A 23,746-nucleotide genomic window follows, 5' to 3' on the forward strand; every position below is an offset into this window, starting at 1 on the left:
GAGGTAAAATATATGAAATTTAATCATAAGTTAATGACCGTTTCGGCTGCGGTATTACTTAGTGCAGGTCCAGTTGTCAGCGGTATGCAAGCAGCTACTGTGCAAGCAGCTAAGAAAACATCGACTAATAAGAACACCTCAAAGAAGGGGACAATTCAATTTAGTCATAATGCTTATGTTTATGACAAGAACGGCAAGCGTTTGAAGAAGTACATGGGTAGTGCTAAGTACACTACGATTGCTAAGGGCGTAACTGTTAATTACACTGGCAAAAAGACAATTAACGGCACTGTATATTACGGATTGGGTAATGGCGCCTTTGTAAAGGCCGGCAATGTTGGTTATGTTGATGGTCAAAAGGTTACGACAACTTCAACTCCTGCTACATCAACGGTTACAGCAACACTTAAGCGTAATGCCTACATCTATGATGCTAAGGGCAAAACCGATAAGAAAATGGTTAAAAAGGGAGCTAAGGTTACTGTTGACCAATTAGTTTACATTGGTTCAAAACTCTATTACAGAATTAGCGGTCAAAGCAATCAATTCATCAAGTCAAGCAATGTAGCATCGACTTCTGCTGAATTAAAGCCAGTTAACAGCAAGCCTGAACAAAAGCCATCTAAGCCAGCTGACAACAATAATCAGACTGGCGCAACGGTAATCACATTGAACCGCAATGCTTATATTTATGATGGTCAAGGCAATACAGCTAAAAAATTGGTCAAAAAGGGTCAACAAGTTACTGTTGACCAATTAAAATACATTGGCAGTAAGCTTTACTACCGGATTAACGACAGTAATTACCCTGGTAAGGACCAATGGGTTAAGAAGAGCAATGTTGGTGTAGTTACTGGCAGCCAATTAAAGCCAGAAAACAGTCAACCTGCTGCTGATGATAATGCAACTGTAATTACTTTGGGTCGTGACAGTCATGTTTACAACGCCCAAGGTGTTGCCCAAGCAACTAATACTTTTCCTAAAGGTCATACTGCACGCGTAACTGAATTACGTTATATTTGGGTTGCCGCTGATAATAAGGCAGAATTGTTCTATGCTTTGCAAAGCGACAAGAATGGCTACATCAAAGATGATGATGTTAGTGGTATCAGTGGTGCCAAATTAACACCAGTAAACACTCCGCAAGCTGCACAAGAAGCAATTACAGTAGCTTCTGCCACTGATAAGAGCGACTTGCAAATTGCTTTGAACCAAGATTCAACAGTTAAGAGTAGTGACGCTTATAAGTTATCCGTTAAGTCTTTACGCGATGCTTATGACACTGCATCTGCATCTGCCAGCCAAATTAATAGTTCACAAACTGCAACAGTTGGTCAAGTTAAGGATGCCTTGGCTAAATTGACAGCTGCCAAGAGTGCACTTAATGGTAAAAAGGTAGTAGTCGCTGATTTGAATAATTTAACAGTCGCTGAAGCTAATCAAATTGTTCAATTAGCTGCAAGTACTAATGACGTTGCCACAAGTGCCGTACAATTTAGTAATAACAATACTACTTTGACGATTACCGGTGCTAATGGCTTCCAACAAACATTAAATATTGCAGATTACGCAACAACTACTAAATAATTAACTAAAATAAATTAAGCACTATCATAATTTTGATGGTGCTTTTTTGTTGTCGTAAAAATATGGTAAGATTAATTGGCTAAATAAGCATTGGTATTGAAAAAGAGGAAAAAATGATAGGTTTTTCAATCTACTTGGGCGAGGATTTGACTGCTCAAGATTATAATTACTTAATTGCAATGCGGAATGCCGGTTTTGGGGCTGTCTTTACGTCATTGCATATTCCAGAAGACTACGCGCAGATTGTGCTGCAGCGTCTAAATGTGTTAACCAAGTGGTGCCGTAATCTTGATCTTGACGTGATTGCAGATGTGTCACAGGTTGGTTTAGCAAGATTAGGTGTGGCGATTGCAGACCTCACGCAGGTCAAGGCACTAAATTTAACGGGATTAAGAATTGACGATGGTGTTGACTTTAGCGTTGTTGCTAAGTTGTCAAAGGAAATGCCGCTTGCACTGAATGCCAGTACACTTAGCAATCAAGATATTGCTTCTTTGCGCGAGCATGGTGCTGATTTTGACCACCTTGAAGCTTGGCACAACTATTATCCGCGTCCCGAAACTGGACTTGATCGCGTGTGGCTTAATGAAAAAAACACATGGCTGCACCAAAACGGTCTGAAGACGATGGCTTTTGTCGCAGGCGATCATCTTAAGCGTGGTCCAATTGGTGCTGGTCTACCAACGTTAGAAGAGCAACGTGATGAAAATCCACTGGCTGCAACATTAGAATTACAAAAATTGGGTTGTGATCGTGTCTTTATTGGCGATCCTAGTCTTAAACCAGCCACGATTACCAGTTTTACTAATTATTTAAAGCATGGTGCGATTACTCTGCATGTAACTGAAGCTCCTGAGCAATTAACGGCGCAAAAGTGGCATAATCGTCCTGATGTCGCACGGGATGTTATTCGCTTAGTTGAAGGCAGAAGAAGGCAGCTGTTTGACGTGGAATCGCAGTCTAAGGTTGCGCCGCGGCCACAAGGCACAATTACTTGCGATAATCGCCGTTATTTGCGCTATCAAGGCGAATTACAGGTGACCAAGACCGATCTACCAGCAGACGAGCGGGTAAACGTTTTAGGCCATGTAATAGCGGTTGATTTGCCGCTTCTAGCACAAGTTGATGCCAATCAGGCAATCATTTTTGAAAAAGTTAATCAAGCATAAAAAGGTGCATTACCTAAATTGGGGTAATGCACTTTTTTAGCAGCAAACTTTCTTAAACAGCATGGAAAAATTTATTCAAAGAATAGAGTGGAAGGATGAGCTAGTATAAAAAGTGCTCAAAGTTATTATTAATGTATAAATTATACGTATGCCATTATATGTTGGGTTTTTAAAAGTTCCACTTAGAAAAAACTGTATAAAAAAGTTTACCTAGAGATTAAGTCTTTACTTGCGCATAATACTTCTCTCATAACATAGATTGTAGCACTCTCTTGGACTAAAACGTACATATTTTTTCAAAATAACATTAGAAACCAAAATCAGTTAAATATATATGTATTGATAAGCTTAAAATAGCAAGGGAATTTTGTATAAATGAAAATCATAAAATAACACTAATAGATGATTGTATTTGAAAGTCTTTTTATTGTGTACAAGAAAATATAATTATTATTTTTTAATTTTTGGCATAATTTCCTAATTTATAGCTATTTGCAATCGCTAACTAAAATTTAATTGCCGTAGAAAATAAAAATGTATACTTTTGATTTTTATAAGAAGTCTGAGCAGAAAATCAATAGAATTAGCTAATAGATCGGGCTAAACTGCTATTTTAGTATAGAATTACAGACTTTCAAGCTGTGAAAAAAATTATCGAATAATATTATTTGAAGTTGAAATGCATTTTTTGATGTTTTATAATGTAATCGCATTCAAAACTATATTTGATTGGTATTTATATATTGCAATATAACTCTTTATTTTAACCGCTTTAATCATAAGAAACTTGTTAAAATAGAATTTAGGGAATTATTGGGGACAAAAATGAATTTTAAAAATCGGGTGGAAGCTACACGCAGATATTTAACAACTTCTGAGGCAAAGATTGCTGATTATATTTTGCAAAATCCTAAAAAGGCCGTCAAAATGAGCATCAATGAGCTGGCACAAGCTTCTAGAACCAGTGCGGCAACTGTCTCGCGACTAGTGAAAAGTTTGCAGATTGAATCTTATCCGGCAATGAAAGTAATGATTTCGGTTGATTTGGCGGGGCAAAAAGATCAGGATGCGGATGAAAAACTGGATATTTCAGCTAATGATTCGTTTACTGAAATATCTAATAAGTTGATGAAAAATGAAATTGAAAATTTGAAGCACACTAAGGAATTGTTGCAGGAGGGCATTTGCCAAGGGGTAGTTGCCCGCTTACTCAGGACAGCGACAATTTATGTCTTTGGGGTTGGTGCGTCTGCATTAGCTGCAAGGAATATTTACCAAAAATGGTCACGCATTGGCTATAACGTGGTTTACGAAGAGGATATTAATGTTTTGCTGGCGCAATTGGCCAATGCAACTAAGGCGGATACTTTGTGGTTAATTTCCAATTCTGGCGAAACCCCAGAATGCATTTATTTGGCTGATTATGCTCATCAGAATAATATTTTTACGATTTCGTTAACGATGTTTGGGCAGAATAGTTTGGTCAAAAAAACTAAGTTAGCGTTAACGACATGCAAGCCAATTGAGCCGGATGTGCGTGTCGGGGCAACCAACTCAATTACCGGTCAATTTTATATAATTGACGTGCTGTTTTATCTGCATTTTAGTCGAGATTTTGCCCGCAGCTTAAAGGCTATCAAGACTTCGAGCCAAGAGGTAGAAAATTACCGCAAAATTTTCAAAATCAAGTAATTCTTGAAACTGGTATAATCCAATAGATTGCCGATATATACCAATTGAAAAATAAAATTGTAAATTGGTCTAAATAAGTTTATACTGATTTTGATTTAATAGGGAGGCAAAAAATGAGTTCAGATAAATATACCGAAATGGGTAAAGAAATATATGCTCATATTGGTGGCATTGAGAATGTCGCAACCTTATATCATTGTATGACGCGAATTCGAATTGCGATTAGAGATATGAATAAGGTCGATCTTGCTGGGTTAAAGAAGATTGATGGTGTGCTCGGCGTTGTCAAAAGCGAAACATTGGAGATTGTTCTGGGACCGGGAGTTAACACTAAGGTTGCACAAAGCATGGTTGATGCAGCAGGAGTAAAGGAAAATGATCCGTTTCCTCAAAATGCAACTTCCAGCAAAGTTAGTTCTTACGAACAGGACAAAAGCGATGTCATGGCTAAGGCTAATGAAGTTCATGCTGCCCATAAGGCAAGTCTGAAGAAGACGTGGTGGCGTGTTGCACTGCAACATATTTCGGCTATCTTTATTCCGCTAATTCCGGCATTTATCGGCGCTGGGCTGATTTCTGGTTTATCGGGCATTATGAAGAATATGCTGACAGCTAAGATGCTGCCGGTATGCTGGACATTGGCAATTACCGTGTTAGGTGTTTTGTCTAGTGGTTTATTTACTTATCTAAACATCTTTGTTGGGATTAATGCTGCCAAAGAATTTGGCGCAACACCAGGTCTTGGTGGAATTATCGGTGGGATTGTAATGCTGCCAGGGATTATTCCGCCGGTGACAATTCCCAACATCTTTGATAAACAACCTCTTGCCGCGGGACAAGGTGGAATTATCGGTGTTTTGCTGTCAGTGTGGCTATTATCTTATGTTGAAAAATACTTCCACCGCCACATTGCCGATTCGGTTGATATTATCTTCACTCCGTTTTTGACATTACTAATCATGGGCTTGTTTACCATTTTTATTACCATGCCAATTGCCGGTTGGATCTCTAACTCATTAGTTGGCAGTATCAACTGGGTATTAAAAGTTGGTGGACCAATTGCTGGTTTCATTTTAGGATTGGTTTTCTTGCCAATGGTTATGTTGGGCTTGCACCAGATCCTAACGCCAATTCACTTACAGATGATTCAAAAGATGGGTTACACACCGCTGCTGCCAATTTTGGCAATGGCTGGCGGCGGCCAAGTTGGTGCAGCTATTGCTCTATGGGTTAAATGCCGTAAGAACAAGCAATTAACTAAGTTAATCAAGGGTGCTTTGCCAGTTGGAATCTTGGGTGTTGGTGAGCCATTAATTTATGGTGTTTCACTTCCTTTAGGACGACCATTCATTACTGCCTGCATCGGTGGTGGTATCGGTGGTGCCGTCTTAGGTGCCTTTGGCAATGTTGGCGCAATTGCGATTGGAACTTCAGGCGTTGCCTTAATTCCACTTATTGCCCACAACATGTGGTTAAAATACGTGATTGGTCTTCTTGCCGCTTATCTTGGTGGTTTTATTGCGACTTACTTCTTCGGTGTTCCTAAGACTGCGATGGTTGCTAAAAATGAAGATGGTTCACTTGTTGAACCAGTTAAAGAAACGCCAGTTGTAAGTCAATCTCAGAGTGCAACGGTTAACTTTGTTAGCCCAGTAAGTGGTGAACTTGAAGAATTAACTACTGTTAACGATGATGTTTTTTCACAAAAAATGGTTGGGGACGGCTATGCTGTTATCCCAGAAGATGGCAAGATTGTAGCACCAGTTGACGGTACAATTGTTACGGTAATGGCTACTAAACATGCGATTACAATGACAACAACTGCTGGCGATTTGGAAATCTTGTTACATTTCGGAATAGATACTGTAGACTTAAAGGGTGCTCCTTTTGAAATCAAAGTCAAAGAAGGGCAAACTGTTAAACGCGGGACTGTTTTAGCACAAATGGATATTGCAGCCGTCAAGGCAGCTGGTAAAGATCCCGTTGTGATGACGATTGTGACCAATATGGATCACGTTGAACAAATATCTGCCATTACACCTGGCAAGGTTAGTGCAGATCAAAATGTTATTACGGTAAAAACTAAGTAGGTAATTATGGAAATCAAGAATCTGGTAACCGAAACACGTAATCCTGCAACAATGCATATTGATACGATGTCAACTATTGAGATGGTGAAGACGATCAATAGTGAGGACCAAAAAGTTGCTGAAGCAGTAGGAACTCAAGTTGAACCAATTGCTAAGGCAATTGATGAGGCTGCTAAACGTTATGGGCGTGGTGGCCGCTTGGTATACGTTGGTGCGGGGACTAGCGGCCGGCTTGGCGTTTTAGATGCTGCTGAATTGGTGCCAACTTATGGTATTAAGCCCGAAAGAGCTGTTGGCTTAATTGCTGGCGGTCAAGAAGCAATGTATCATGCTGTCGAGGGAGCTGAAGATTCATCTGAACTTGGTGAGCAGGATTTGCGCAAACTAAATTTGACGGCAGCTGATACAGTTATCGGGTTAGCTGCCAGCGGCAGAACGCCGTATGTGGTTGGCTGCCTAGATTATGCCAAGCAAGTTGGTGCTCTTGGAGTTGCGATTGCTTGTGTTCCTGATTCCGTGATTGGTCGTCATGCTGACATTACCATTGAGGCAGTTGTTGGTCCTGAGGTTATTACCGGGTCAACGCGGATGAAGTCTGGGACAGCGCAAAAGATGATTTTGAATATGCTGTCAACTGGTGTAATGATTCGGCAGGGCAAAGTCTACCAAAATGTCATGATTGACGTGCAGCCGACTAATTCTAAGCTGGTTGATCGTGCGTGCCGGATTATTAACATTACTACTGGTGCTTCAACTGACGAAGCTTTGGCAGCTTTAAAGAAGACAGACAATAATGTCGCTCTAGCAATTGTCATGATTAAGACAGGAACTTATAAGGCTGGAGCAGCCAAATTATTAGCTGCGCATCATGGTAATGTTGGGCAAGTTTTGCAAAATAAATAATAAAAAAGTTTTATCCTTCAGCTGGAGGGATAAAGCTTTTTTTAGCGAAAATTGTGATTAATTAATATCTGCAAAAATAATAAGAATTGCCCAATTAAGCGCTATTCTAATTTTAGAGACTTGAATGTTGTGGATTAAAGTTGAATAATAAAGTATGGATAGTCACTTTTTCAGGCAACTTTTGGTAAAATAATAAGTTGTTAGCATGTTTTTACGGAGGAAATTATGTCTTATAAAGACAATATGATGTTGTTTGCCCTTAATTCGAATGTTCCACTTGCTGAAAAAATTGCTGAGCGCGTTGGTGTACCACTCAGTAAGTCAAGTGTTCAACGTTTTAGCGATGGTGAAATTCAAATTAATATTGATGAATCTGTTCGTGGCAAAGATGTTTATTTGATTCAATCAACGAGTGCACCAGTCAATAATAACTTGATGGAATTGTTGATTATGATTGATGCCGTTCGCCGGGCTAGTGCACAGACGATCAATATCGTTATGCCTTACTATGGTTATGCGCGTCAAGACCGTAAAACTCGGCCGCGGGAGCCAATTACAGCTAAGTTAGTTGCTGATATGCTGCAAGTAGCAGGGGCAACAAGAGTATTGTCGCTTGACCTGCACGCACCGCAAATTCAAGGTTTCTTTGATATTCCGGTTGATAATTTGATGGGTGCACCACTTTTAGCTGATTACTTCTTAAGTAATCACTTGGAGAAGGATGCAGTTGTTGTTTCTCCTGACCACGGTGGTGTTACACGAGCACGGAAGTTAGCTGAATTTTTGGGTACACCGATTGCGATTGTTGATAAGCGGCGTCCACGTGCCAATGTTGCTGAAGTCATGAACATTATCGGTGACGTTAAGGGCAAGCGTGCGATTATCATTGACGATATGATTGATACTGCGGGAACTATTACCTTAGCAGCGCAAGCATTGATTGATGCTGGTGCAACAGAAGTTTACGCTAGTGCTACTCACGCTGTTTTGTCAGGACCAGCTATCAAGCGATTGAATGACTCACCAATTAAGAACTTGGTTTTGACTGATTCAATTAATCAACCAGTTGAAAAGAAACTGGATAAGACATTATTAGTTTCAGTTGGACCATTGATGGGGGATGCTATTAAGTGTATTCAACGTCATGAACCACTGAGTCCCTTGTTTAATACAAGATACCAAGAAAATAAATAAAATTAAAACAGCCTGTTTGCAGTTAGAGACAGGCTGTTTTTGTTTATCTAAAATTTATCTTAGCTGCCTCAAAAAGTTATTTTACTTATTTTAAATAATAATTCATAATAATTTAAGATAATTCAAGGAGGCAATTATTAATGTCCTATGAGAATGTTGTAAATTATTTTAAAAAGTACCATTTAGAGAACCGCATCCATGTTTTTGAAGAGTCAACGGCAACTGTTGCTGAAGCGGCGGCAGTCTTAAATGTCGACCCTAACCAGATTGCTAAGACGATGGCCTTTACGCTTAAAACGGGACCAATTGTGGTCGTAACTGAGGGTGGTGCCAGAATTGCTAATGCTAAATATAAGGCTGCCTTTGGTCAGAAGGCGAAGATGATTAAATTTGATGAATTAGAGGAGGCAATCGGTCACCCAGCTGGTGGCGTTTGTCCGTTTGCACTTAAGCCAGGAGTTAAAGTTTACCTTGATGAAAGTTTGAAAAAGCATGACGTGATATATCCGGCAGCTGGATTACCCAATTCGGCAATTAAGTTGACGTTAACGGAATTAGAAGAATACACGCAGCCATGTGAATGGGTGGATGTGACCAAATAAAAAAACTGAGCCATTAAAGCTCAGTTTTTTATTCAGTAGTTCTTTTTGGTCGTCTTAAATAGCGTAACTCGCCGTTTTTGATATAACGTTGAAATTGTTCGTATAAGGGATCAAAGATTTGGGGTTCATCACTAACTGACAGCATTGTTTTCGGGAAGAAGAACCTTTCATCACCTTGGATAGTGCCATTTAATGCCCGAACCAGCGGACTTAATTGCGATAATTCAATAAGCTGGCCGTCATCCTGCATAATTTCAATTTGACTATTGGCGTTTTTGCCGGATGGCTTATAAGCATCATAGGGTTCGTCGAATGCGGAATTGGTGGCTGTGTAATAAGTCGGGTCAAATCCTGCCTGCTTGATTAAGTCCTTTAATTTTGGCAGCAGGTTTTTAGTTTCGTGGTTAATGCGGACACTTGCCAGCGGCTTGCGGTAAAGGTAGCGACCAGCAAGATCAGCTAGGATGGGGTCGCCAGACTTAGTCCACATGGAGAAGTTGGTTTCCATTACGCCGTCATCTAATTTCAAATAATCATCAAGCGACCAACTGCCAGCTAAAAAGTGGGCTAAACTCGGCGTTACTTGCAAATGCCCCTGTTGATAAATTGTCTTAGCACGCTCAAGCAGATGTTGCAGTAAGACTTCCATTGAGCGACCGACCCGGTGAAAGTAAACTTGCTGGTACATCTGATAACGCGAGGCGATATAATCTTCAACGGCATGCATCCCGCCCGCGGTAAAACAGATTCCGTCTTGGTAAGGTCTGATTTCTTGCAAAATCCGTGATAAGTCAAATTCACCGTATGTGACACCAGTAAAGTAGGCATCCCGTTCAAGGTAATCCATGCGGTCGGCATCTGCTTGACTAGAGATCATTTTCACCACTTGTGGGTTTGGGTAAGTCTTGGCAATGACACTAGCAACTAGTTCGGGAAAGTTAGGTGCAACCTGCTTTAGGGCGTGGTTAATTTCGGTATTAGGATCGGTAATAATCTTTTGGCCGATCTTTTCGTGGTTAGTGCCAAATAAGTGCTCAAAAGTATGCGAATAAGGTCCGTGACCGATGTCGTGCAGCATGCCGGCACACTCTACCAGCAGGCGATTATTATCGTCCCATAGCCCGTCTCCTGGGCGCTGAGTAGGGTATTTTTTAGCGAAAATGTCACAAATTCGTCTGGTTAATTCATAAACGCCTAAATTGTGTTCAAAACGAGTATGCGTTGCTCCCGGGAAGACAAATGCCGTGGGTCCCAGCTGCTTAATTCGCCGCATGCGCTGAAATTCTTTGGTTTTTAACAGGTCAAGAATAACCTGGTCTTCAATGTGGATATAACCGTGGACGGGGTCACGCAGTACCACTTCTTTGGCTAATTTTTTACTACTAAATTCTGCCATCACAAAATTCCTCAAGCTTGACTATTAATTTTTGGGTAAATATCGTTTAGAATAGTTTTAACTGACTAAATTATAGCAAAAATTAGGCGATGTTTTAAGAATAGATGGGGTTTTAGCAGGATGGCTAAAGTAGCGGTGACGTTTACAAGTACAATTAGGCAGGAGCAGGAGACAGAATCATTTACTAAAAAAGCAGTGGGTGAACTGAGGCAAGATGGTGCAATTACCAGAGTCTCTTATCTTGAAGATGACAAGATTCCGGTTAAAATCTTGATTAAGACCGGCGATGTGATTATCCGCCGGCAACCTGACGAGCAGAATTATTCGCAGCTGCATTTTCGCTTGGGTGAGCAGCAAGCCTGTCGCTATGTTGCCGCGGGTTACCAGATGGACTTAACCAGTACTACCAACCAAATTAAATTTTTCTCTAAAAATGACGGTTCCCAGGAACTTCGAATTGAATATGACCTCTTTAGTGGTCTATACTTAGTAGGTAATTATACTGTCACGTTGATTTTTACTTAAACGCCTAGTAAAATAATAAAGATTGGTAAAAGAGAGGAATGCAATTGTGGGATTAAACGACTTTAAAGACAAAAATCGTAACGAACTATCAATGATTGAAGTTGCTCGCGCAATTTTAGAAGATAATAATAAGAGAATGGCTTTTGCCGATATAGTAAATGCCGTACAAAAATTCTTAGGTGAAAGTGACGAAGAAATTCGTGAACGTCTGCCGCAATTTTATACGGATATGAACACTAATGGTGAATTCATCTCAATGGGTGAGAATGTTTGGGCATTAAGATCATGGTTCCCATACGAATCTGTTGATGAAGAGGTTAACCACCCAGAAGATGAGGACGAGGAAGATACTCGTTCACACCATAAAAAGGTTAACGCCTTCTTGGCTAGCGCAACTGGTAGCGATGATATTATTGACTACGATAACGATGATCCAGAAGACGAAGACTTAGATGCCACTGCCGCTGATGATACTGACGACTTTGGTGATGACGACGAAGACTTCGGCACCACAACTGATGACGAGGAAGAAGAATTGCCAGATGGCATTGAAGGTCAATTGTCAGAACTTGACGATGATGAAGATGAAGACGAGGAAGAAGAATAATTTTCTTGACTTCTCTGGTCAAAATAGATAGTATTTTATTTGGGCACCTTATGTGCGTTTATGCTCCCTTTGTTGGGAGCTTTTTTATTTATTAATTATTTTTCTGGATATTATTTAAGAAGGAGTTTGGCTAATGACAAAATATATCTTCGTTACTGGTGGCGTTGTTTCATCCCTTGGTAAAGGAATAACCGCTTCAAGTCTCGGACGTCTGCTTAAGAACCGTGGTTTGAAAGTAACCATGCAAAAATTCGATCCCTACATCAATATTGACCCGGGAACAATGAACCCATACCAACACGGTGAGGTCTTTGTTACCGATGATGGTACAGAAGCCGACCTTGACTTAGGCCACTACGAACGAATTGTAGATGTGCGCACTAGCAAGTATTCCAACGTTACAACTGGTAAGATCTACAAGGAAGTTTTGGAAAAAGAACGTCGTGGTGACTACCATGGTGCAACAGTTCAAGTAATTCCACATATTACCGACATGATTAAGGAAAAGATTATGCGTGCCGGAATTACAACTGATTCTGACGTTGTTATTTCTGAAATCGGTGGTACAGTTGGCGATATTGAGTCAACACCATTCATGGAAGCAATTCGTCAAATGCGTCGTGAAGTTGGCGAAGACAATGTCATGTACATTCACTGTACATTAGTACCATACTTACATGCTGCTAAGGAAATGAAGACTAAGCCAACTCAACATTCAGTAGCTGAATTGCGCAGTATTGGGATTCAACCTAACATGTTGGTTTTACGTGCTGAAATGCCAATTGATCAAGAACACAAGGACAAGATTTCCAACTTTACTGATGTTCCAGTTGACCGGATTATCGAATCAATTAATGCACCTTCATTATTTGACTTGCCGCTTGATTTCCAAAAGCAAGGCATGGACCAAAAGGTATGTGACTTCTTACATTTAGACAGCCCTAAGCAAGAAGCTGATATGGAAGAATGGAAGAAGCTCGACGAACGTGCTAAGAATTTGAAGTACACAACTAAGATTACATTAGTTGGTAAGTACGTTGAACTTGAAGATGCTTATATTTCAGTTACTGATGCTTTGCAACATGCTGGTTACCTGTACAACACTAAGATTGAAGTTGACAAGGTTCAAGCTGAAGATGTAACTGAAGATAACATTGCTGACTTCATGAAAGATTCAGACGGTTTAATTGTTCCTGGTGGCTTTGGCAGCCGCGGTTATGAAGGAATGATTACGGCAATTAAGTATGCTCGTGAAAATGACATCCCATTCCTTGGTGTTTGTCTAGGAATGCAATTAACCACAATTGAGTTTGCCCGCAATGTTTTAGGAATTAAGGACGCTAATACTGGTGAAGTAACTCCTGACGGCAAACATAACGTGATTGACATTATGGCTGACAAGCGCGATGAAGAAAACATTGGTGGAACATTGCGTTTAGGTCTGTATCCAGCTGCCTTGAAGAAGGGTACTAAGACTGCTGCTGCTTACGACAATCAAGATGTCATCCAAGAACGTCACCGTCACCGTTACGAATTTAACAACGAATATCGTGATGCCTTTGAAAAGGCCGGTATGACGATTGCTGGTGTTTCACCTGATAATCATTTGGTTGAAGTTGTTGAAATTACTAAGAACAAGTTCTTTGTTGCTGCTCAATACCACCCAGAATTTTTGAGTAGACCACAAAGACCTGAAGGACTTTACCAAGCATTCATTGGTGCTGCCAGTGGTTTGCCAGCAGAAAAATTTTAATCGGTTTGAATAATACAAAAATCTGATTTTTGAACAGAGAAGACAGAGGTCTTCTCTTGTTTTTTCTGTAAAATTCCTTTAACATTATTATGATTAATCGAAAATAGAAAAGGATTTTTTCGCCAATGAAGCAAATGATAATTCATGGTGGAAAGCCCCTGCAGGGTGATGTCTGGATTGGTGGCGCTAAAAACTCAACTGTCGCACTAATTCCAGCATCGATTTTGTCGCGTACTCCGGTAACTTTGGAAGGTGTTCCAAGGATTGCTGACGTTGACAACTTAATGGATTTATTGAGTGAAATGGATGTTGAGAGTGATTTTAACGAAACAACATTGCACATTAACCCAGTGAACATTAAGATGAGCCCATTACCAAGCGGTAAAATCAAAAGCTTGCGCGCTTCATATTATTTTATGGGCGCGTTGCTTGGCCGTTTTGGTAAGGCTGTTGTGGGCTTTCCCGGTGGGGATGATATTGGGCCGCGTCCCATCGACCAGCATATTAAGGGCTTTGAAGCCTTAGGCGCATGTGTAAAAAATGAAAACGATCAAATAACAATTAAATCTCCCGAAAATGGCCTTCATGGTGCAACAATTCACCTGAAGATGCCATCAGTGGGGGCAACGATGAATATTATTATGGCTAGCGTAACTGCGCATGGTCAAACAGTAATTGATAATGCTGCTAAAGAACCGGAAATTATTGATTTAGCAACTTTTCTCAATAATATGGGGGCCATTATTCGCGGTGCTGGGACTGACACGATTCGGATTGAAGGAGTAGAGCAATTGCGTGCGCAAACGCCGCACACAATTATTCCCGACCGAATTGAGGCTGGCACTTACATATCATTAGCCGGTTGTATGGGTAATGGTATTCGTATCCATAATATTATTGAAGAACACCTTGATTCATACCTGGCTAAGGTTGAAGAAATGGGCGTAGTCATCGATGCAGATGAAGATTCACTGTTTGTTTATCCAGCTGGCGAACTCAGAATGACGCAGATTAAGACGGCAGCTTATCCGGGATTTGCAACAGATTTGCAGCAGCCGGTAACGCCGCTCTTATTAACAGCTAAAAATGGTGAGGGTGTCATTATCGACCGCATTTATCCTAAACGGATTGGTCACATCGAGCAATTGCGCAAGATGGGTGCAGATATTAAAGCCGAGGATGATATTATTTTAGTTCATCCAACTAAGCAGCTGCATGGGGCAACAGTAGCCGCTGGCGAAATTCGCGCTGGCGCTTGCCTGATGATTGCTGGCTTGATGGCTGACGGAACGACCGTTATTAATAATGCGGGCAATATCTTACGTGGTTATGACCGTGTTCAGGAAAAACTTCGCTTGCTTGGTGCTGATGTCACCATTCAAGATGTACCAGAAAAATAAGTTAATCAAAAGAGCTTGAAGCAATTTGCTTCAAGCTTTTTTGTTCAAAAAACAGCAGAGTAATTACTCTGCTGCCTGTTAAATTGTTAAATAATTAGTCAAGTAAGTCATACTTCAAAGTCATTAGACTGTGCCCCTCGTCAACCATGTTGCCAAGGAGTTCAATCGTGTTGTTGTACACTTGGTCAGCCATCTTTTGGTTAGCTTGATCTAATAAGTCAGTTAATTCTTGACCGGATAAATCTTTGGCTTTCTTGTCAGTTTCATGTTGGATCATGTGACATTCAGACTGCGATTTTTGTTCAAAGTCAGTTTCCAATTCGCCGTAAACTTTAAAGTTAGTATCGCCGAGTTGTGCAGTTAACTTGTTCAACCAGAAAATCTTGTTTAAGTCGAACTTAGCACCAGTTTGGTAGCTAGCAGGAGTGGTTGAAATGTTAGTGTAGAATGGCACCATGCAGTTGAAGCTGTTTGGTCCAAAGGCAAGCCATTGGACACCCGCAATTTCTGCAGGAACATCATTTCTGACTTGCAAAATATGGGTTTCAAAGTTACGGTTAAGTGCGATTGACCGGAAAGTTTTCTTTTCGGCATCTGTTCCAGTGCCATAAGGGTCGTAAGGTGTATCTTGGTAGTGAGAACTTTCAACCCATTCAATATCTTCGATACTAATCTTGCGGTTAGCATGACAGATGAATGGTTGGTCTTGGTCGCTTGGCTTGCCGCCAAATTCAGGATCAAAGTAGTTGTGAACAAACCATGCACGTGGGTTGTTATAATGGGCATCCTTAATAGTTGAGCTGCCAAAGATGTGACGCATGTTGTAGCCTTCACGGTCAGGGTTCAAGTGGTATTCAGCGATTAAATCTTCTAAATCGTTTGAGGCCATGAAGCCTTCTTGACCAAAGTGAAATTCGTCAATGTTTAAGCGGTTAGGTGCAATTACGTAAGCATCGTCTGGAATCCGCCGTGCGATCCAGTGGTGGCCGCCGATAGTTTCTAGGTACCAGATCTCATCCTTGTCGGCAAAAGCCATACCGTTCATTTCGTAAGTGCCGTATTTTTCAAGTAAGTAGCTGACACGCTTAACACCATCAAGTGCTGAATGCAAATATGGTAATGTCAAAGTGACAAAGTCTTCTTCACCAAGGCCGCCTTCTGCAGTTAATGGGTCAATTCCTTGAATTCGGGAATTGGTAGTAATTGTTTCAGTAGCAGTCATAGCAACGTTGTCAGAATTAATTCCGGCAGCTGCCCAAATACCGCTTTCGCCAGAGACATCAGGAGCACTGGTGTAACGTAACGGGTTAGCCAATAGGTCTTCATCGTCAATCTTTTGGTGGCTGATGACACTTTCGTAGTGCTTAGGTTGCTTGTCTGGTGTAATAACTTCGAATCCTTCAGGGATAATGGTTCTGCCACCATCTTCGCTACGTGCGATCATGGTTGAGCCATCGAGTGAAGCATCTTTACCAACTAAAATTGTGGTACATTCTGTTTGTTTCATAAATAAATCCTTTCTGTTTGCTTTACCTACTATTGTATTAAAAGTAAGGGCTATCTGGCAATCTAAATAAGTTCAAATTAATAATTAGTGTTATTTTGTAAGCAAAGAAGGTATTAATTAGACAACAGATGCTAATGAAAATTTGATGTGTCTATTAACAACTTAAGCAAATTTGTGTTAAAATAAGGAAAACCTAGAGAGATCCAGATCATTTTCTCAAAAATAAAAGCATTACTAACTGTTACTTAGTAATGCTTTTTTGTTATTCAGAAAGAATAACACTATCACTTATGGTCACTGCCATGATTGCGAATAAAGTGTGATATTAACCTTAGTATTTGTTCAAAAGACCATACAGCCAATTTTTGAACAAGAGCAATCACGAAAACCTTAATAAGCCAGATCATTATCTCACCTCCCTTCCTGGTGAAACAGGAGGGTTGACAGTGACAATTAATTATAACAAATAATGTAACAGGAAATAAATAGCGTATAGTAAATAAAAGGTGCAGGTAGTTAAAATCTAGAAAATTTTGCAAATAACAATAATGTTAACAACTTAAGCAAATCTGTGCTAGAATATAGATACGCGAGAATAAACCAGTACATTTTCTCAAAAATAAAAGCATTACTAACTTCTACTTAGTAATGCTTTTTTGTTATTCAGAAAGAATAACACTATCACTTTTGACCACTGCCATGATTGCGAATAAAGCGTGATATTAACTTTATTATCTCTTCAAAAGACCATATGGCCAATTTTTGAATAAGTGCAATCACAAACGCTTTAATAGACCAGTTCATTTTCTCACCTCCCTTCCTGGTGAGACAGGAGGGTTGGCAGTGATAATTAATTATAACAAATAATATAATATAAAATAAATAGTGTATAGTAAATAAAAAGTGCAGGTAGTTAAAATCTGGGAAGTCTTGCAAATAACGATAATGTTAACAACTTAAGTAATCTGTGCTAAAATAAAAGCGTACCAGAAAAATGAATTTGTTTTCTCAAAGCAAAATAAAAAGCATTACTAAGTAGAAGTTAGTAATGCTTTTTTGCTACTTAAGAGCAGATATATCACTTCTTGTCACCACCATGGTTGCGAATAAAGTGTGATATTAACTTTATTATTTCTTCAAAAGACCATGTGGCCAATTTTTGAATAAAAGCAACCACAAAAGCCATGAAAAATGAATTCATTTTCTCACCTCCCTTCTGGTAATACAGGAGGGCTGGCAGTGACAATTAATTATAACAAATAATATAATTAAAAATAAATAGTGTATAGCAAATAAAAGGAGCCACTTCAATTTGAAGTAGCTCCTTTTTGGGTGCAGGTAAGTATTTTCTAAGAAAAGAAAATTTACTTATATATAGAAGATTATTGTTTGGCAGCTTTTCCCTTAAGCAGCAAGTTAAGAATAGTTGCTGATAGACTGGTAATCACAATTCCGTTGGATAGGAATAATTGGATAGTTGCCGGCAAATTCTGGAAAATCTGCGGGTAAATGGTAACCCCGAGACCTAAGCCAATTGAGATGGCAATAATTAAAACGTTGTTATTGTTGTTCAAATCAACCTTAGTTAAAGTTTTCATGCCCTGAACGGCAATCATGGTGAACATCACAAGCATCGCACCACCTAAAACGGGAGTGGGGATAATAGTAACAAGCGCGCCAATTTTCGGCAGCAGACCCATTGCCATTAATAATCCTGCAGCCCAATAAATTGGCCGTTTGGTCTTAATTCCCGATAGTTGCAACAGACCAACATTTTGCGAAAAAGTAGTGTATGGAAAGGCGTTAAATAAACCGCCAAAGATTTGCGCTAATCCTTCAGCACGATAACCCTTTTTGAGGTCTTCTTCGCTGACGTTATGGTGGATTAAATCGCCGGTCGCAAAGAAGACGCCAGTGGATTCGACCATAGAAACCAGCGCGATGATAATCATCGTCAGGCTTGATGACCATTCAAAGTGCGGCACACCGAAGTAAAATAATTGCGGCAAGTGGAACCATGAAGCTTGCAAAACGGGTTCAAAGGAAACTAGTCCCATGCAGGCCGCAAGTATCGTACCGACAATTAACCCGACTAATACGGAAATTGAATGTAAAAATCCTTTTGCCCAAATTTCTAAGGCTAAAATAACCACCAAGGTCACAAATGCTAAAAGCAAATTCTGACCACTGCCGAAATTTTTGGCGCTGCTATTGCCCCCGCCCATGTTTTGAATAGCAACAGGGATTAGGGTTAGACCAATTGTTGTAATTAACGTGCCCGTGACGACTGGCGGGAAAAATTTCTTGATTTTGGCAAAGATACCAGCAATTAGAATAACAAAAATCCCAGCGGCAATAATTGCGCCATACATATCATTGATTGAGAATTTTTTGCCAATCATTTGCAAAGGAGCAACGGCTTGAACGGCACACCCCAAAATAACGGGAAAGCCAATACCAAAAAACTTGTTGCTTATTAATTGCAGGAGTGTGGCGAGACCACACATAAAAATATCGATGGAAACAAGATAAGTCATCTGTCCGGCATTGAATTTTAATGCACTGCCGATTAATAATGGCACGGCTACGGCGCCGGAATACATGGCTAAGAGATGCTGGAGACCAAGTACTGCAGCTTTTTGGTGACTAACTTCTTGTTTGGGCATTATTCTTCACCTGCAAAGTGAACTTTGCCATCAGCTAAGCTAGTGATATTTGCCAGAGTTTCTAAGCGATAATTGTGGTCATTAATCCAATCACTACCGCCTTGGAAAGTTTTGGCAACGACAACACCAACGCCGGCAATTTTGGCGTGAGCCTGCTCGGCAATATTAATCATGCCTTTAACAGCCTCACCATGAGCTAAAAAGTCGTCGATAATTAGTAGCGTGTCATCTTCATGCAGGAATTTTTGTTCAACACAGATTTTGTTGGTGACCTTTTTGGTATAAGAAAAAACGTCGGCCCAGTAGACCGCATCATTAAGTGTTGATGGCTTTTTCTTGCGGGCAAAAATCATGGGCACGCGTAATTCGAATGCCGCCATAATGCCGGGTGCAATGCCAGAAGCCTCACAAGTTAAGACCTTGGTAATGCCACTATCTTGAAAGCGGCGGGCAAATTCCTGCCCGCAGGCAATCATCAATTCTGGATCAACTTGATGATTCAAGAACGAGTTAATTTTCAGGACATTTCCGGGTAAAACTTCACCATCACGTCTAATGCGATCTTCTAGTAACTTCACGTTTTCCTCCTTGAAAAAAATAGGGGCCGCTTCTACCAAAACTATGGTAAAAGAGGTCCCTAAAAGGGGTCAGTGTGACCGCTAAAAGTTGCTGCTTAATCCATAGTTCAGAATTTTGGTTCTGAGTAGAAACTGTCGACCTGATTACGACAATATATAGATTAATATTTATGTATTGAATGAATTCTAACAGAGTTAGGCAGGGCATGCAAGAATAAACTTTATTTTAAAAACGAATTATTTTTTGCATATATAGGATATAATTCGCTTTTAAAAATATTTTGGGAAGAAAATGGTTGACCGCAATCATAATTCCTAGTATGGTTTAACTAATTTACAGTATAGCTTTACAAAGGATTTGGGGATGGCCGTGAAGAAAAAAATCAGTGACTTTGATGAAATTATTGTTTTAGATTTTGGCAGTCAATATAATCAATTAATAACGCGCCGGCTGCGTGATTTTGGTATTTATTCAGAATTATTGCCACATGATATTAGTATGGCAGAGATTAAAAAGATTAATCCTAAGGGGATTATTTTTTCTGGTGGGCCAAACAGTATTTACGCTGAAGACGCGCTAAAAGTTGATCCTGAAATTTTCAAGTTGGGGATTCCTATCTTGGGAATTTGTTACGGGATGCAGCTGATGTCGTACTACTTGGGCGGCAAGGTTGAGCCGGCGAATAATTCTGAATATGGCCGCGCTGACATCAAGGTTGAGGACCCAAGTGCCGTTTTGTTTAGTGACCTGCCAGAAGATGAGTATGTTTGGATGAGCCACGGTGACTTGGTTACACAGGCGCCGGATGGCTTCACAACAGTAGCTTCAAGTAAGAATTGCCCAATCTCCGCAATTGCCAACAATTCGGCTAAATTTTACGGTATTCAGTTCCATGCTGAGGTGCGCAACACGCAGTATGGCCTTGATATTTTGAAAAACTTTGCCTTCAAGGTTTGCGGAGCTAAAGCTGATTGGTCAATGACTGACTTTATTGAATTGAAAATTGCCGATATTCGTGCGGAAGTTGGCGATAAAAAAGTAATTCTGGGACTGTCTGGCGGTGTTGATTCTAGCGTGACCGCGACGCTACTCCACAAGGCAATCGGCGATCAAATGACCGCAATTTTTGTAGATCATGGTATGTTACGCAAAAATGAGGGTGACGAGGTGATGGCAGCTCTTAGCCGCGACTTAGGTGTGAATATCGTCCGCGTTAACGCTAAAGACCGCTTCTTAAATAAGCTCCAGGGTGTTACGGATCCTGAACAAAAGCGCAAAATTATCGGTAAGGAGTTCATCGAAGTCTTTAATGAAGAGGCACAAAAAATCCCTGATGCTGACTTTTTGGCTCAAGGCACACTCTACACTGATGTGATTGAGAGTGGAACTAACACTGCACAAACAATAAAGTCACACCATAATGTCGGCGGATTGCCGGAAGATATGCACTTTAAATTAATCGAGCCTTTGCGCAAGTTATTTAAGGACGAGGTGCGTGAATTAGGTGAAAAATTAGGTATCCCGCATGATCTAGTTTGGCGGCAGCCATTTCCGGGTCCAGGACTTGGGATTCGCGTTTTGGGTGAAGTAACTGAAGATAAGCTGACGTTGGTACGCGAGAGTGACGCCATTTTGCGGGATGAAATTAAAAAAGCTGGACTGCAAGAAAAGGTCTGGCAATACTTTACTGTTCTGCCAGGGATTAAGTCCGTTGGTGTAATGGGTGATGGGCGAACTTATGACTATACAATTGGGATTAGGGCAGTAACTTCAATTGATGGCATGACCGCGGATTTTGCCCATCTGCCGTGGGATGTCTTACAGAAGATTTCCACCCGCATTGTTGATGAAGTGCCGAATATTAACCGCGTGATCTATGATGTCACGAGTAAGCCACCTTCAACGATTGAATGGGAATAATATTTAAATAGATAAAGCCACTAATGAAATTTAGTTCATTAGTGGCTTATTTGTTGTAATCTAAACATTTTTATTGAGAAAAAAGCCAACTTATTTAAATATCTGTTGACTTTTTTAATTTACGATAATATTATATGAAATATAATATAGAGAGGAGAAACAATATGGCAATTCAAATACCAACACGACTACTTGATGGTGCTGTTCTTGCGTTTTTAAAAGATGAAGACCTGTATGGTTATGCGTTGACGCAGAAGGTTCAAGGAACTTTCGATATCTCTGAGTCAACAATCTATCCTGTGTTAAGACGACTAAAGAAGAACGGCTATCTAACAACTTACGATCAGCCATATCAGGGCCGTAATCGCCGCTACTATCAGTTGACGGAAACTGGCTTGACCTTGTTAGCAGCTGTGCAAGAAGAATGGCTAAACTTTAGCACGAAGGTTAATCAAATATTGGGAGAGAAAAATGGAACAAATAATTAATGACTACATTTTGGAAGTAGAAGAAAATTTGTCATCCTTGCCTCTTGGAGATCGCAATGATGTGTTGGAATTTTACCGTGAGTTTTTGTTAGATGGTGATTTTCAAAATCGGGCTGCAATTGAAAAAGAATTAGGCACGCCACAACAATTAGCACGTAAAATTGTGGCTGATTACGTAATTAACGATCAGCCTGAAACTGGGACAACTGCTGCGACTGAAGATACTGCATCTTCTTCACAAAGCCTGCACACAATTTGGCGGATTTTTGTTGGTATTTGTGCAATTCCTACGGGAATAATTATTGGAATTACATTAACTGCAATTTTTCTTGGCTTATTCTGTGCCTTTCTTGGAATTCTGCTTGGCTTCATTGGTTTGGCTCTAGGTCTTTTGGTCGGTGGTGTGGTTGGAATTGTTATTGGCTTGAACTTGCTATTTGCGAGTTCTTGGGCTGCAGGCTGCTTTTATTTGGGTGCTGGCCTAATAATTTTCAGTATTTGCCTGTTTATCGTCCCAGCGATTATCCAAACTGTTCGTTTTTTAGCTGCCAAATGTGCACAATTTGCACGCTTTTTGGGTAAAAAAATCTTTAAGAAGCGTTACTACCAAACTAAAACTGATAAGGAGGCCAAATGATGAAACGATTTTATAAAATAGGAGCTGCAACTTTAATAATTGGTTTAATTTTAACAATTGCTGGTTATATTAATGGTGGTTTGCAGCCAGTCGTTGGGACGGATTTGACTAACTTTCAGGTACTTGATGCCAAAACCTTTTCACATGAGCGGACTTTGCCTTACAAGAAATTTAGTCAGGTTGAACTAAATACTGGTGAAGTCGATTATCGGATTCATCGCGGCAATAAGTATCAAATTAAGGTGATTGATACTAAAGAACATTCACTTGTTGTTAGCAAAGTAAAGGATAAAATAGTAATAGGTCAACGGCACCAAACCTATCCAATTACTATTGATTGGAAGTTTTATAAGCAACGTCCAGAAGTTGAGATTACGGTACCAACTAAGACAGCGTTAACTAAGATTGAGGACAATAATACGCAAGGAAGCTTAAAAGTCGCGGATTTAAATTTGCAAAAATTAGTAGTTGGTATTGCTGATTACAATGAACAAGATGACTTACAGCTGCATAATTTGCAAGTAAAACAAGCACAAATTAGTACTGATATGTCTGATATGGATATTGATAATTGTACTTTTGATAAGAGTAATATTAGCTCAGGTTCAGGTATGCTAGAAATAAATAAGTTAGTTGCAAAAAAGCAAATAATGATTCATGCCATTGGTGGCTTTGAAGCTTATTCATCAGAATTTCATCATGGTAAAATTTATGCTAATGAAGGTGATGTCACAATAAATAACAGTCAGCTTGACACAACGAAAGTCTCTATCAAAGATGGAGGTTTGCACATGTCTCGTGACAAATTTATTGGTAAAAATAATCTTAAACAGAGTTCATTAATGATAAAACACAGTCCAACAAATGTTAACTATGATTTAGTTGCGCCAAGAGAAGGTTGGATAACTTTCCGTGGTAAGAGAATTCGTCGTAATTTCACTAACTATACTAGTTTTACTAAGAAAGTAGCTAAGCCAGTAGGAACAATTAAGGCTGAATCTAGCGATGAAAGTATCATTATTAAATAGTAA

General features: G+C 39.9%; 21 protein-coding genes and 1 riboswitch. Of the genes, 15 read left to right on the forward strand and 6 right to left on the reverse strand.

Annotated elements, in window-relative coordinates:
* Positions 1-12: 12 nt before the first annotated feature.
* From PT278_RS04110 to PT278_RS04140, 7 genes are all read left to right on the forward strand, one after another.
* Positions 13-1,587 carry an SLAP domain-containing protein gene (locus tag PT278_RS04110; protein WP_277130491.1) on the forward strand — a complete coding sequence of 525 codons (1,575 nt, stop codon included), beginning with the start codon at positions 13-15 and terminating at the stop codon, positions 1,585-1,587.
* A gap of 113 nt (positions 1,588-1,700) precedes the next feature.
* A complete protein-coding gene (locus PT278_RS04115) occupies positions 1,701-2,756 on the forward strand; it encodes a MupG family TIM beta-alpha barrel fold protein (RefSeq protein ID WP_277130492.1) in 1,056 nt (351 codons plus the stop codon).
* Positions 2,757-3,581: 825 nt separating this feature from the next.
* A complete protein-coding gene (locus PT278_RS04120) occupies positions 3,582-4,448 on the forward strand; it encodes a MurR/RpiR family transcriptional regulator (protein ID WP_277130493.1) in 867 nt (288 codons plus the stop codon).
* A gap of 113 nt (positions 4,449-4,561) precedes the next feature.
* A complete protein-coding gene (locus PT278_RS04125) occupies positions 4,562-6,538 on the forward strand; it encodes a glucose PTS transporter subunit IIA (protein WP_277130494.1) in 1,977 nt (658 codons plus the stop codon).
* 6 nt (positions 6,539-6,544) lie between these two features.
* A complete protein-coding gene (gene murQ, locus PT278_RS04130) occupies positions 6,545-7,441 on the forward strand; it encodes an N-acetylmuramic acid 6-phosphate etherase (protein WP_277130495.1) in 897 nt (298 codons plus the stop codon).
* A gap of 225 nt (positions 7,442-7,666) precedes the next feature.
* On the forward strand, positions 7,667-8,635 hold the full coding sequence (locus PT278_RS04135; protein ID WP_277130496.1) for a ribose-phosphate diphosphokinase: 969 nt from the start codon (positions 7,667-7,669) through the stop codon (positions 8,633-8,635).
* Positions 8,636-8,775: 140 nt separating this feature from the next.
* Positions 8,776-9,237, forward strand: coding sequence for a YbaK/EbsC family protein (locus tag PT278_RS04140; protein ID WP_277130497.1), 462 nt, complete (start codon positions 8,776-8,778; stop codon positions 9,235-9,237).
* A gap of 28 nt (positions 9,238-9,265) precedes the next feature.
* Here PT278_RS04140 and PT278_RS04145 read toward each other — a convergent pair whose 3' ends face one another.
* Positions 9,266-10,633 carry an HD domain-containing protein gene (locus PT278_RS04145; RefSeq protein ID WP_277130498.1) on the reverse strand — a complete coding sequence of 456 codons (1,368 nt, stop codon included), beginning with the start codon at positions 10,631-10,633 and terminating at the stop codon, positions 9,266-9,268.
* Positions 10,634-10,753: 120 nt separating this feature from the next.
* On the opposite strand from PT278_RS04145, the gene PT278_RS04150 reads away from it, so the two are divergent.
* The 4 genes from PT278_RS04150 (at position 10,754) to PT278_RS04165 (ending at position 14,918) form a co-directional block, all read left to right on the forward strand.
* Positions 10,754-11,158 carry a DUF1934 domain-containing protein gene (locus PT278_RS04150; protein ID WP_277130499.1) on the forward strand — a complete coding sequence of 135 codons (405 nt, stop codon included), beginning with the start codon at positions 10,754-10,756 and terminating at the stop codon, positions 11,156-11,158.
* Between the two features lie 46 nt (positions 11,159-11,204).
* Positions 11,205-11,765: a DNA-directed RNA polymerase subunit delta gene (gene rpoE / locus PT278_RS04155; RefSeq protein ID WP_277130500.1), complete on the forward strand. Its 561-nt coding sequence runs from the start codon at positions 11,205-11,207 to the stop codon at positions 11,763-11,765.
* A 133-nt stretch (positions 11,766-11,898) separates the two neighbouring features.
* Positions 11,899-13,518, forward strand: a complete 1,620-nt coding sequence (locus PT278_RS04160; RefSeq protein WP_277130501.1) for a CTP synthase — start codon at positions 11,899-11,901, stop codon at positions 13,516-13,518.
* Positions 13,519-13,643: 125 nt separating this feature from the next.
* Positions 13,644-14,918, forward strand: a complete 1,275-nt coding sequence (locus PT278_RS04165) for a UDP-N-acetylglucosamine 1-carboxyvinyltransferase (RefSeq protein WP_277130502.1) — start codon at positions 13,644-13,646, stop codon at positions 14,916-14,918.
* Positions 14,919-15,012: 94 nt separating this feature from the next.
* Here PT278_RS04165 and PT278_RS04170 read toward each other — a convergent pair whose 3' ends face one another.
* The 5 genes from PT278_RS04170 to PT278_RS04190 all read right to left on the reverse strand — a co-directional run bounded on the left by PT278_RS04170 (position 15,013) and on the right by PT278_RS04190 (position 19,669).
* Positions 15,013-16,425 (reverse strand): C69 family dipeptidase, encoded by a 1,413-nt coding sequence (locus PT278_RS04170; protein ID WP_277130504.1) that lies wholly within the window; start codon positions 16,423-16,425, stop codon positions 15,013-15,015.
* A gap of 681 nt (positions 16,426-17,106) precedes the next feature.
* Entirely contained in the window at positions 17,107-17,229 is a 123-nt protein-coding gene (locus PT278_RS04175; protein WP_277130505.1) for a hypothetical protein, read from the reverse strand.
* Between the two features lie 274 nt (positions 17,230-17,503).
* Positions 17,504-17,626, reverse strand: a complete 123-nt coding sequence (locus PT278_RS04180; protein ID WP_277130507.1) for a hypothetical protein — start codon at positions 17,624-17,626, stop codon at positions 17,504-17,506.
* Between the two features lie 181 nt (positions 17,627-17,807).
* On the reverse strand, positions 17,808-19,091 hold the full coding sequence (locus PT278_RS04185) for a nucleobase:cation symporter-2 family protein (protein ID WP_277130508.1): 1,284 nt from the start codon (positions 19,089-19,091) through the stop codon (positions 17,808-17,810).
* Complete coding sequence (locus PT278_RS04190) at positions 19,091-19,669, reverse strand: xanthine phosphoribosyltransferase (RefSeq protein ID WP_277130510.1); 579 nt, start codon at positions 19,667-19,669, stop codon at positions 19,091-19,093. Before PT278_RS04190 ends, PT278_RS04185 begins: the two co-directional genes overlap by 1 nt.
* Before the next feature lie 83 nt (positions 19,670-19,752).
* A riboswitch (purine riboswitch) is annotated at positions 19,753-19,849 on the reverse strand.
* A 184-nt stretch (positions 19,850-20,033) separates the two neighbouring features.
* Here PT278_RS04190 and guaA point away from each other — a divergent pair.
* From guaA to PT278_RS04210, 4 genes are all read left to right on the forward strand, one after another.
* The gene (gene guaA / locus PT278_RS04195; RefSeq protein WP_280927555.1) at positions 20,034-21,590 is read left to right on the forward strand and encodes a glutamine-hydrolyzing GMP synthase; all 1,557 of its coding nucleotides are present in this window, start codon (positions 20,034-20,036) and stop codon (positions 21,588-21,590) included.
* 164 nt (positions 21,591-21,754) lie between these two features.
* Positions 21,755-22,078, forward strand: a complete 324-nt coding sequence (locus PT278_RS04200) for a PadR family transcriptional regulator (RefSeq protein WP_277130514.1) — start codon at positions 21,755-21,757, stop codon at positions 22,076-22,078.
* Positions 22,062-22,715, forward strand: coding sequence for a DUF1700 domain-containing protein (locus PT278_RS04205; RefSeq protein ID WP_277130515.1), 654 nt, complete (start codon positions 22,062-22,064; stop codon positions 22,713-22,715). The genes PT278_RS04200 and PT278_RS04205 overlap by 17 nt, the downstream gene beginning before the upstream one ends.
* Positions 22,715-23,743, forward strand: coding sequence for a DUF4097 family beta strand repeat-containing protein (locus tag PT278_RS04210; protein WP_277130516.1), 1,029 nt, complete (start codon positions 22,715-22,717; stop codon positions 23,741-23,743). The genes PT278_RS04205 and PT278_RS04210 overlap by 1 nt, the downstream gene beginning before the upstream one ends.
* Positions 23,744-23,746 lie beyond the last annotated feature (3 nt).

It is taken from the genome of Lactobacillus sp. ESL0703 (genome assembly GCF_029433435.1).
Taxonomy (GTDB): domain Bacteria; phylum Bacillota; class Bacilli; order Lactobacillales; family Lactobacillaceae; genus Lactobacillus.

What these genes read in the sequence shown, in the direction of transcription:
- PT278_RS04175 (WP_277130505.1), bottom strand. Translation starts at nt 17,229, where the DNA reads ATGAACTGGTCTATTAAAGCGTTTGTGATTGCACTTATTCAAAAATTG.
- PT278_RS04120 (WP_277130493.1), top strand. Translation starts at nt 3,582, where the DNA reads ATGAATTTTAAAAATCGGGTGGAAGCTACACGCAGATATTTAACAACT.
- murQ (WP_277130495.1), top strand. Translation starts at nt 6,545, where the DNA reads ATGGAAATCAAGAATCTGGTAACCGAAACACGTAATCCTGCAACAATG.
- PT278_RS04170 (WP_277130504.1), bottom strand. Translation starts at nt 16,425, where the DNA reads ATGAAACAAACAGAATGTACCACAATTTTAGTTGGTAAAGATGCTTCA.
- PT278_RS04185 (WP_277130508.1), bottom strand. Translation starts at nt 19,091, where the DNA reads ATGCCCAAACAAGAAGTTAGTCACCAAAAAGCTGCAGTACTTGGTCTC.
- PT278_RS04150 (WP_277130499.1), top strand. Translation starts at nt 10,754, where the DNA reads ATGGCTAAAGTAGCGGTGACGTTTACAAGTACAATTAGGCAGGAGCAG.
- PT278_RS04125 (WP_277130494.1), top strand. Translation starts at nt 4,562, where the DNA reads ATGAGTTCAGATAAATATACCGAAATGGGTAAAGAAATATATGCTCAT.
- PT278_RS04145 (WP_277130498.1), bottom strand. Translation starts at nt 10,633, where the DNA reads ATGGCAGAATTTAGTAGTAAAAAATTAGCCAAAGAAGTGGTACTGCGT.
- PT278_RS04165 (WP_277130502.1), top strand. Translation starts at nt 13,644, where the DNA reads ATGAAGCAAATGATAATTCATGGTGGAAAGCCCCTGCAGGGTGATGTC.
- PT278_RS04160 (WP_277130501.1), top strand. Translation starts at nt 11,899, where the DNA reads ATGACAAAATATATCTTCGTTACTGGTGGCGTTGTTTCATCCCTTGGT.
- PT278_RS04180 (WP_277130507.1), bottom strand. Translation starts at nt 17,626, where the DNA reads ATGAATTCATTTTTCATGGCTTTTGTGGTTGCTTTTATTCAAAAATTG.
- PT278_RS04140 (WP_277130497.1), top strand. Translation starts at nt 8,776, where the DNA reads ATGTCCTATGAGAATGTTGTAAATTATTTTAAAAAGTACCATTTAGAG.
- PT278_RS04210 (WP_277130516.1), top strand. Translation starts at nt 22,715, where the DNA reads ATGAAACGATTTTATAAAATAGGAGCTGCAACTTTAATAATTGGTTTA.
- PT278_RS04115 (WP_277130492.1), top strand. Translation starts at nt 1,701, where the DNA reads ATGATAGGTTTTTCAATCTACTTGGGCGAGGATTTGACTGCTCAAGAT.
- PT278_RS04110 (WP_277130491.1), top strand. Translation starts at nt 13, where the DNA reads ATGAAATTTAATCATAAGTTAATGACCGTTTCGGCTGCGGTATTACTT.
- PT278_RS04135 (WP_277130496.1), top strand. Translation starts at nt 7,667, where the DNA reads ATGTCTTATAAAGACAATATGATGTTGTTTGCCCTTAATTCGAATGTT.
- PT278_RS04205 (WP_277130515.1), top strand. Translation starts at nt 22,062, where the DNA reads ATGGAACAAATAATTAATGACTACATTTTGGAAGTAGAAGAAAATTTG.
- guaA (WP_280927555.1), top strand. Translation starts at nt 20,034, where the DNA reads ATGGCCGTGAAGAAAAAAATCAGTGACTTTGATGAAATTATTGTTTTA.
- PT278_RS04200 (WP_277130514.1), top strand. Translation starts at nt 21,755, where the DNA reads ATGGCAATTCAAATACCAACACGACTACTTGATGGTGCTGTTCTTGCG.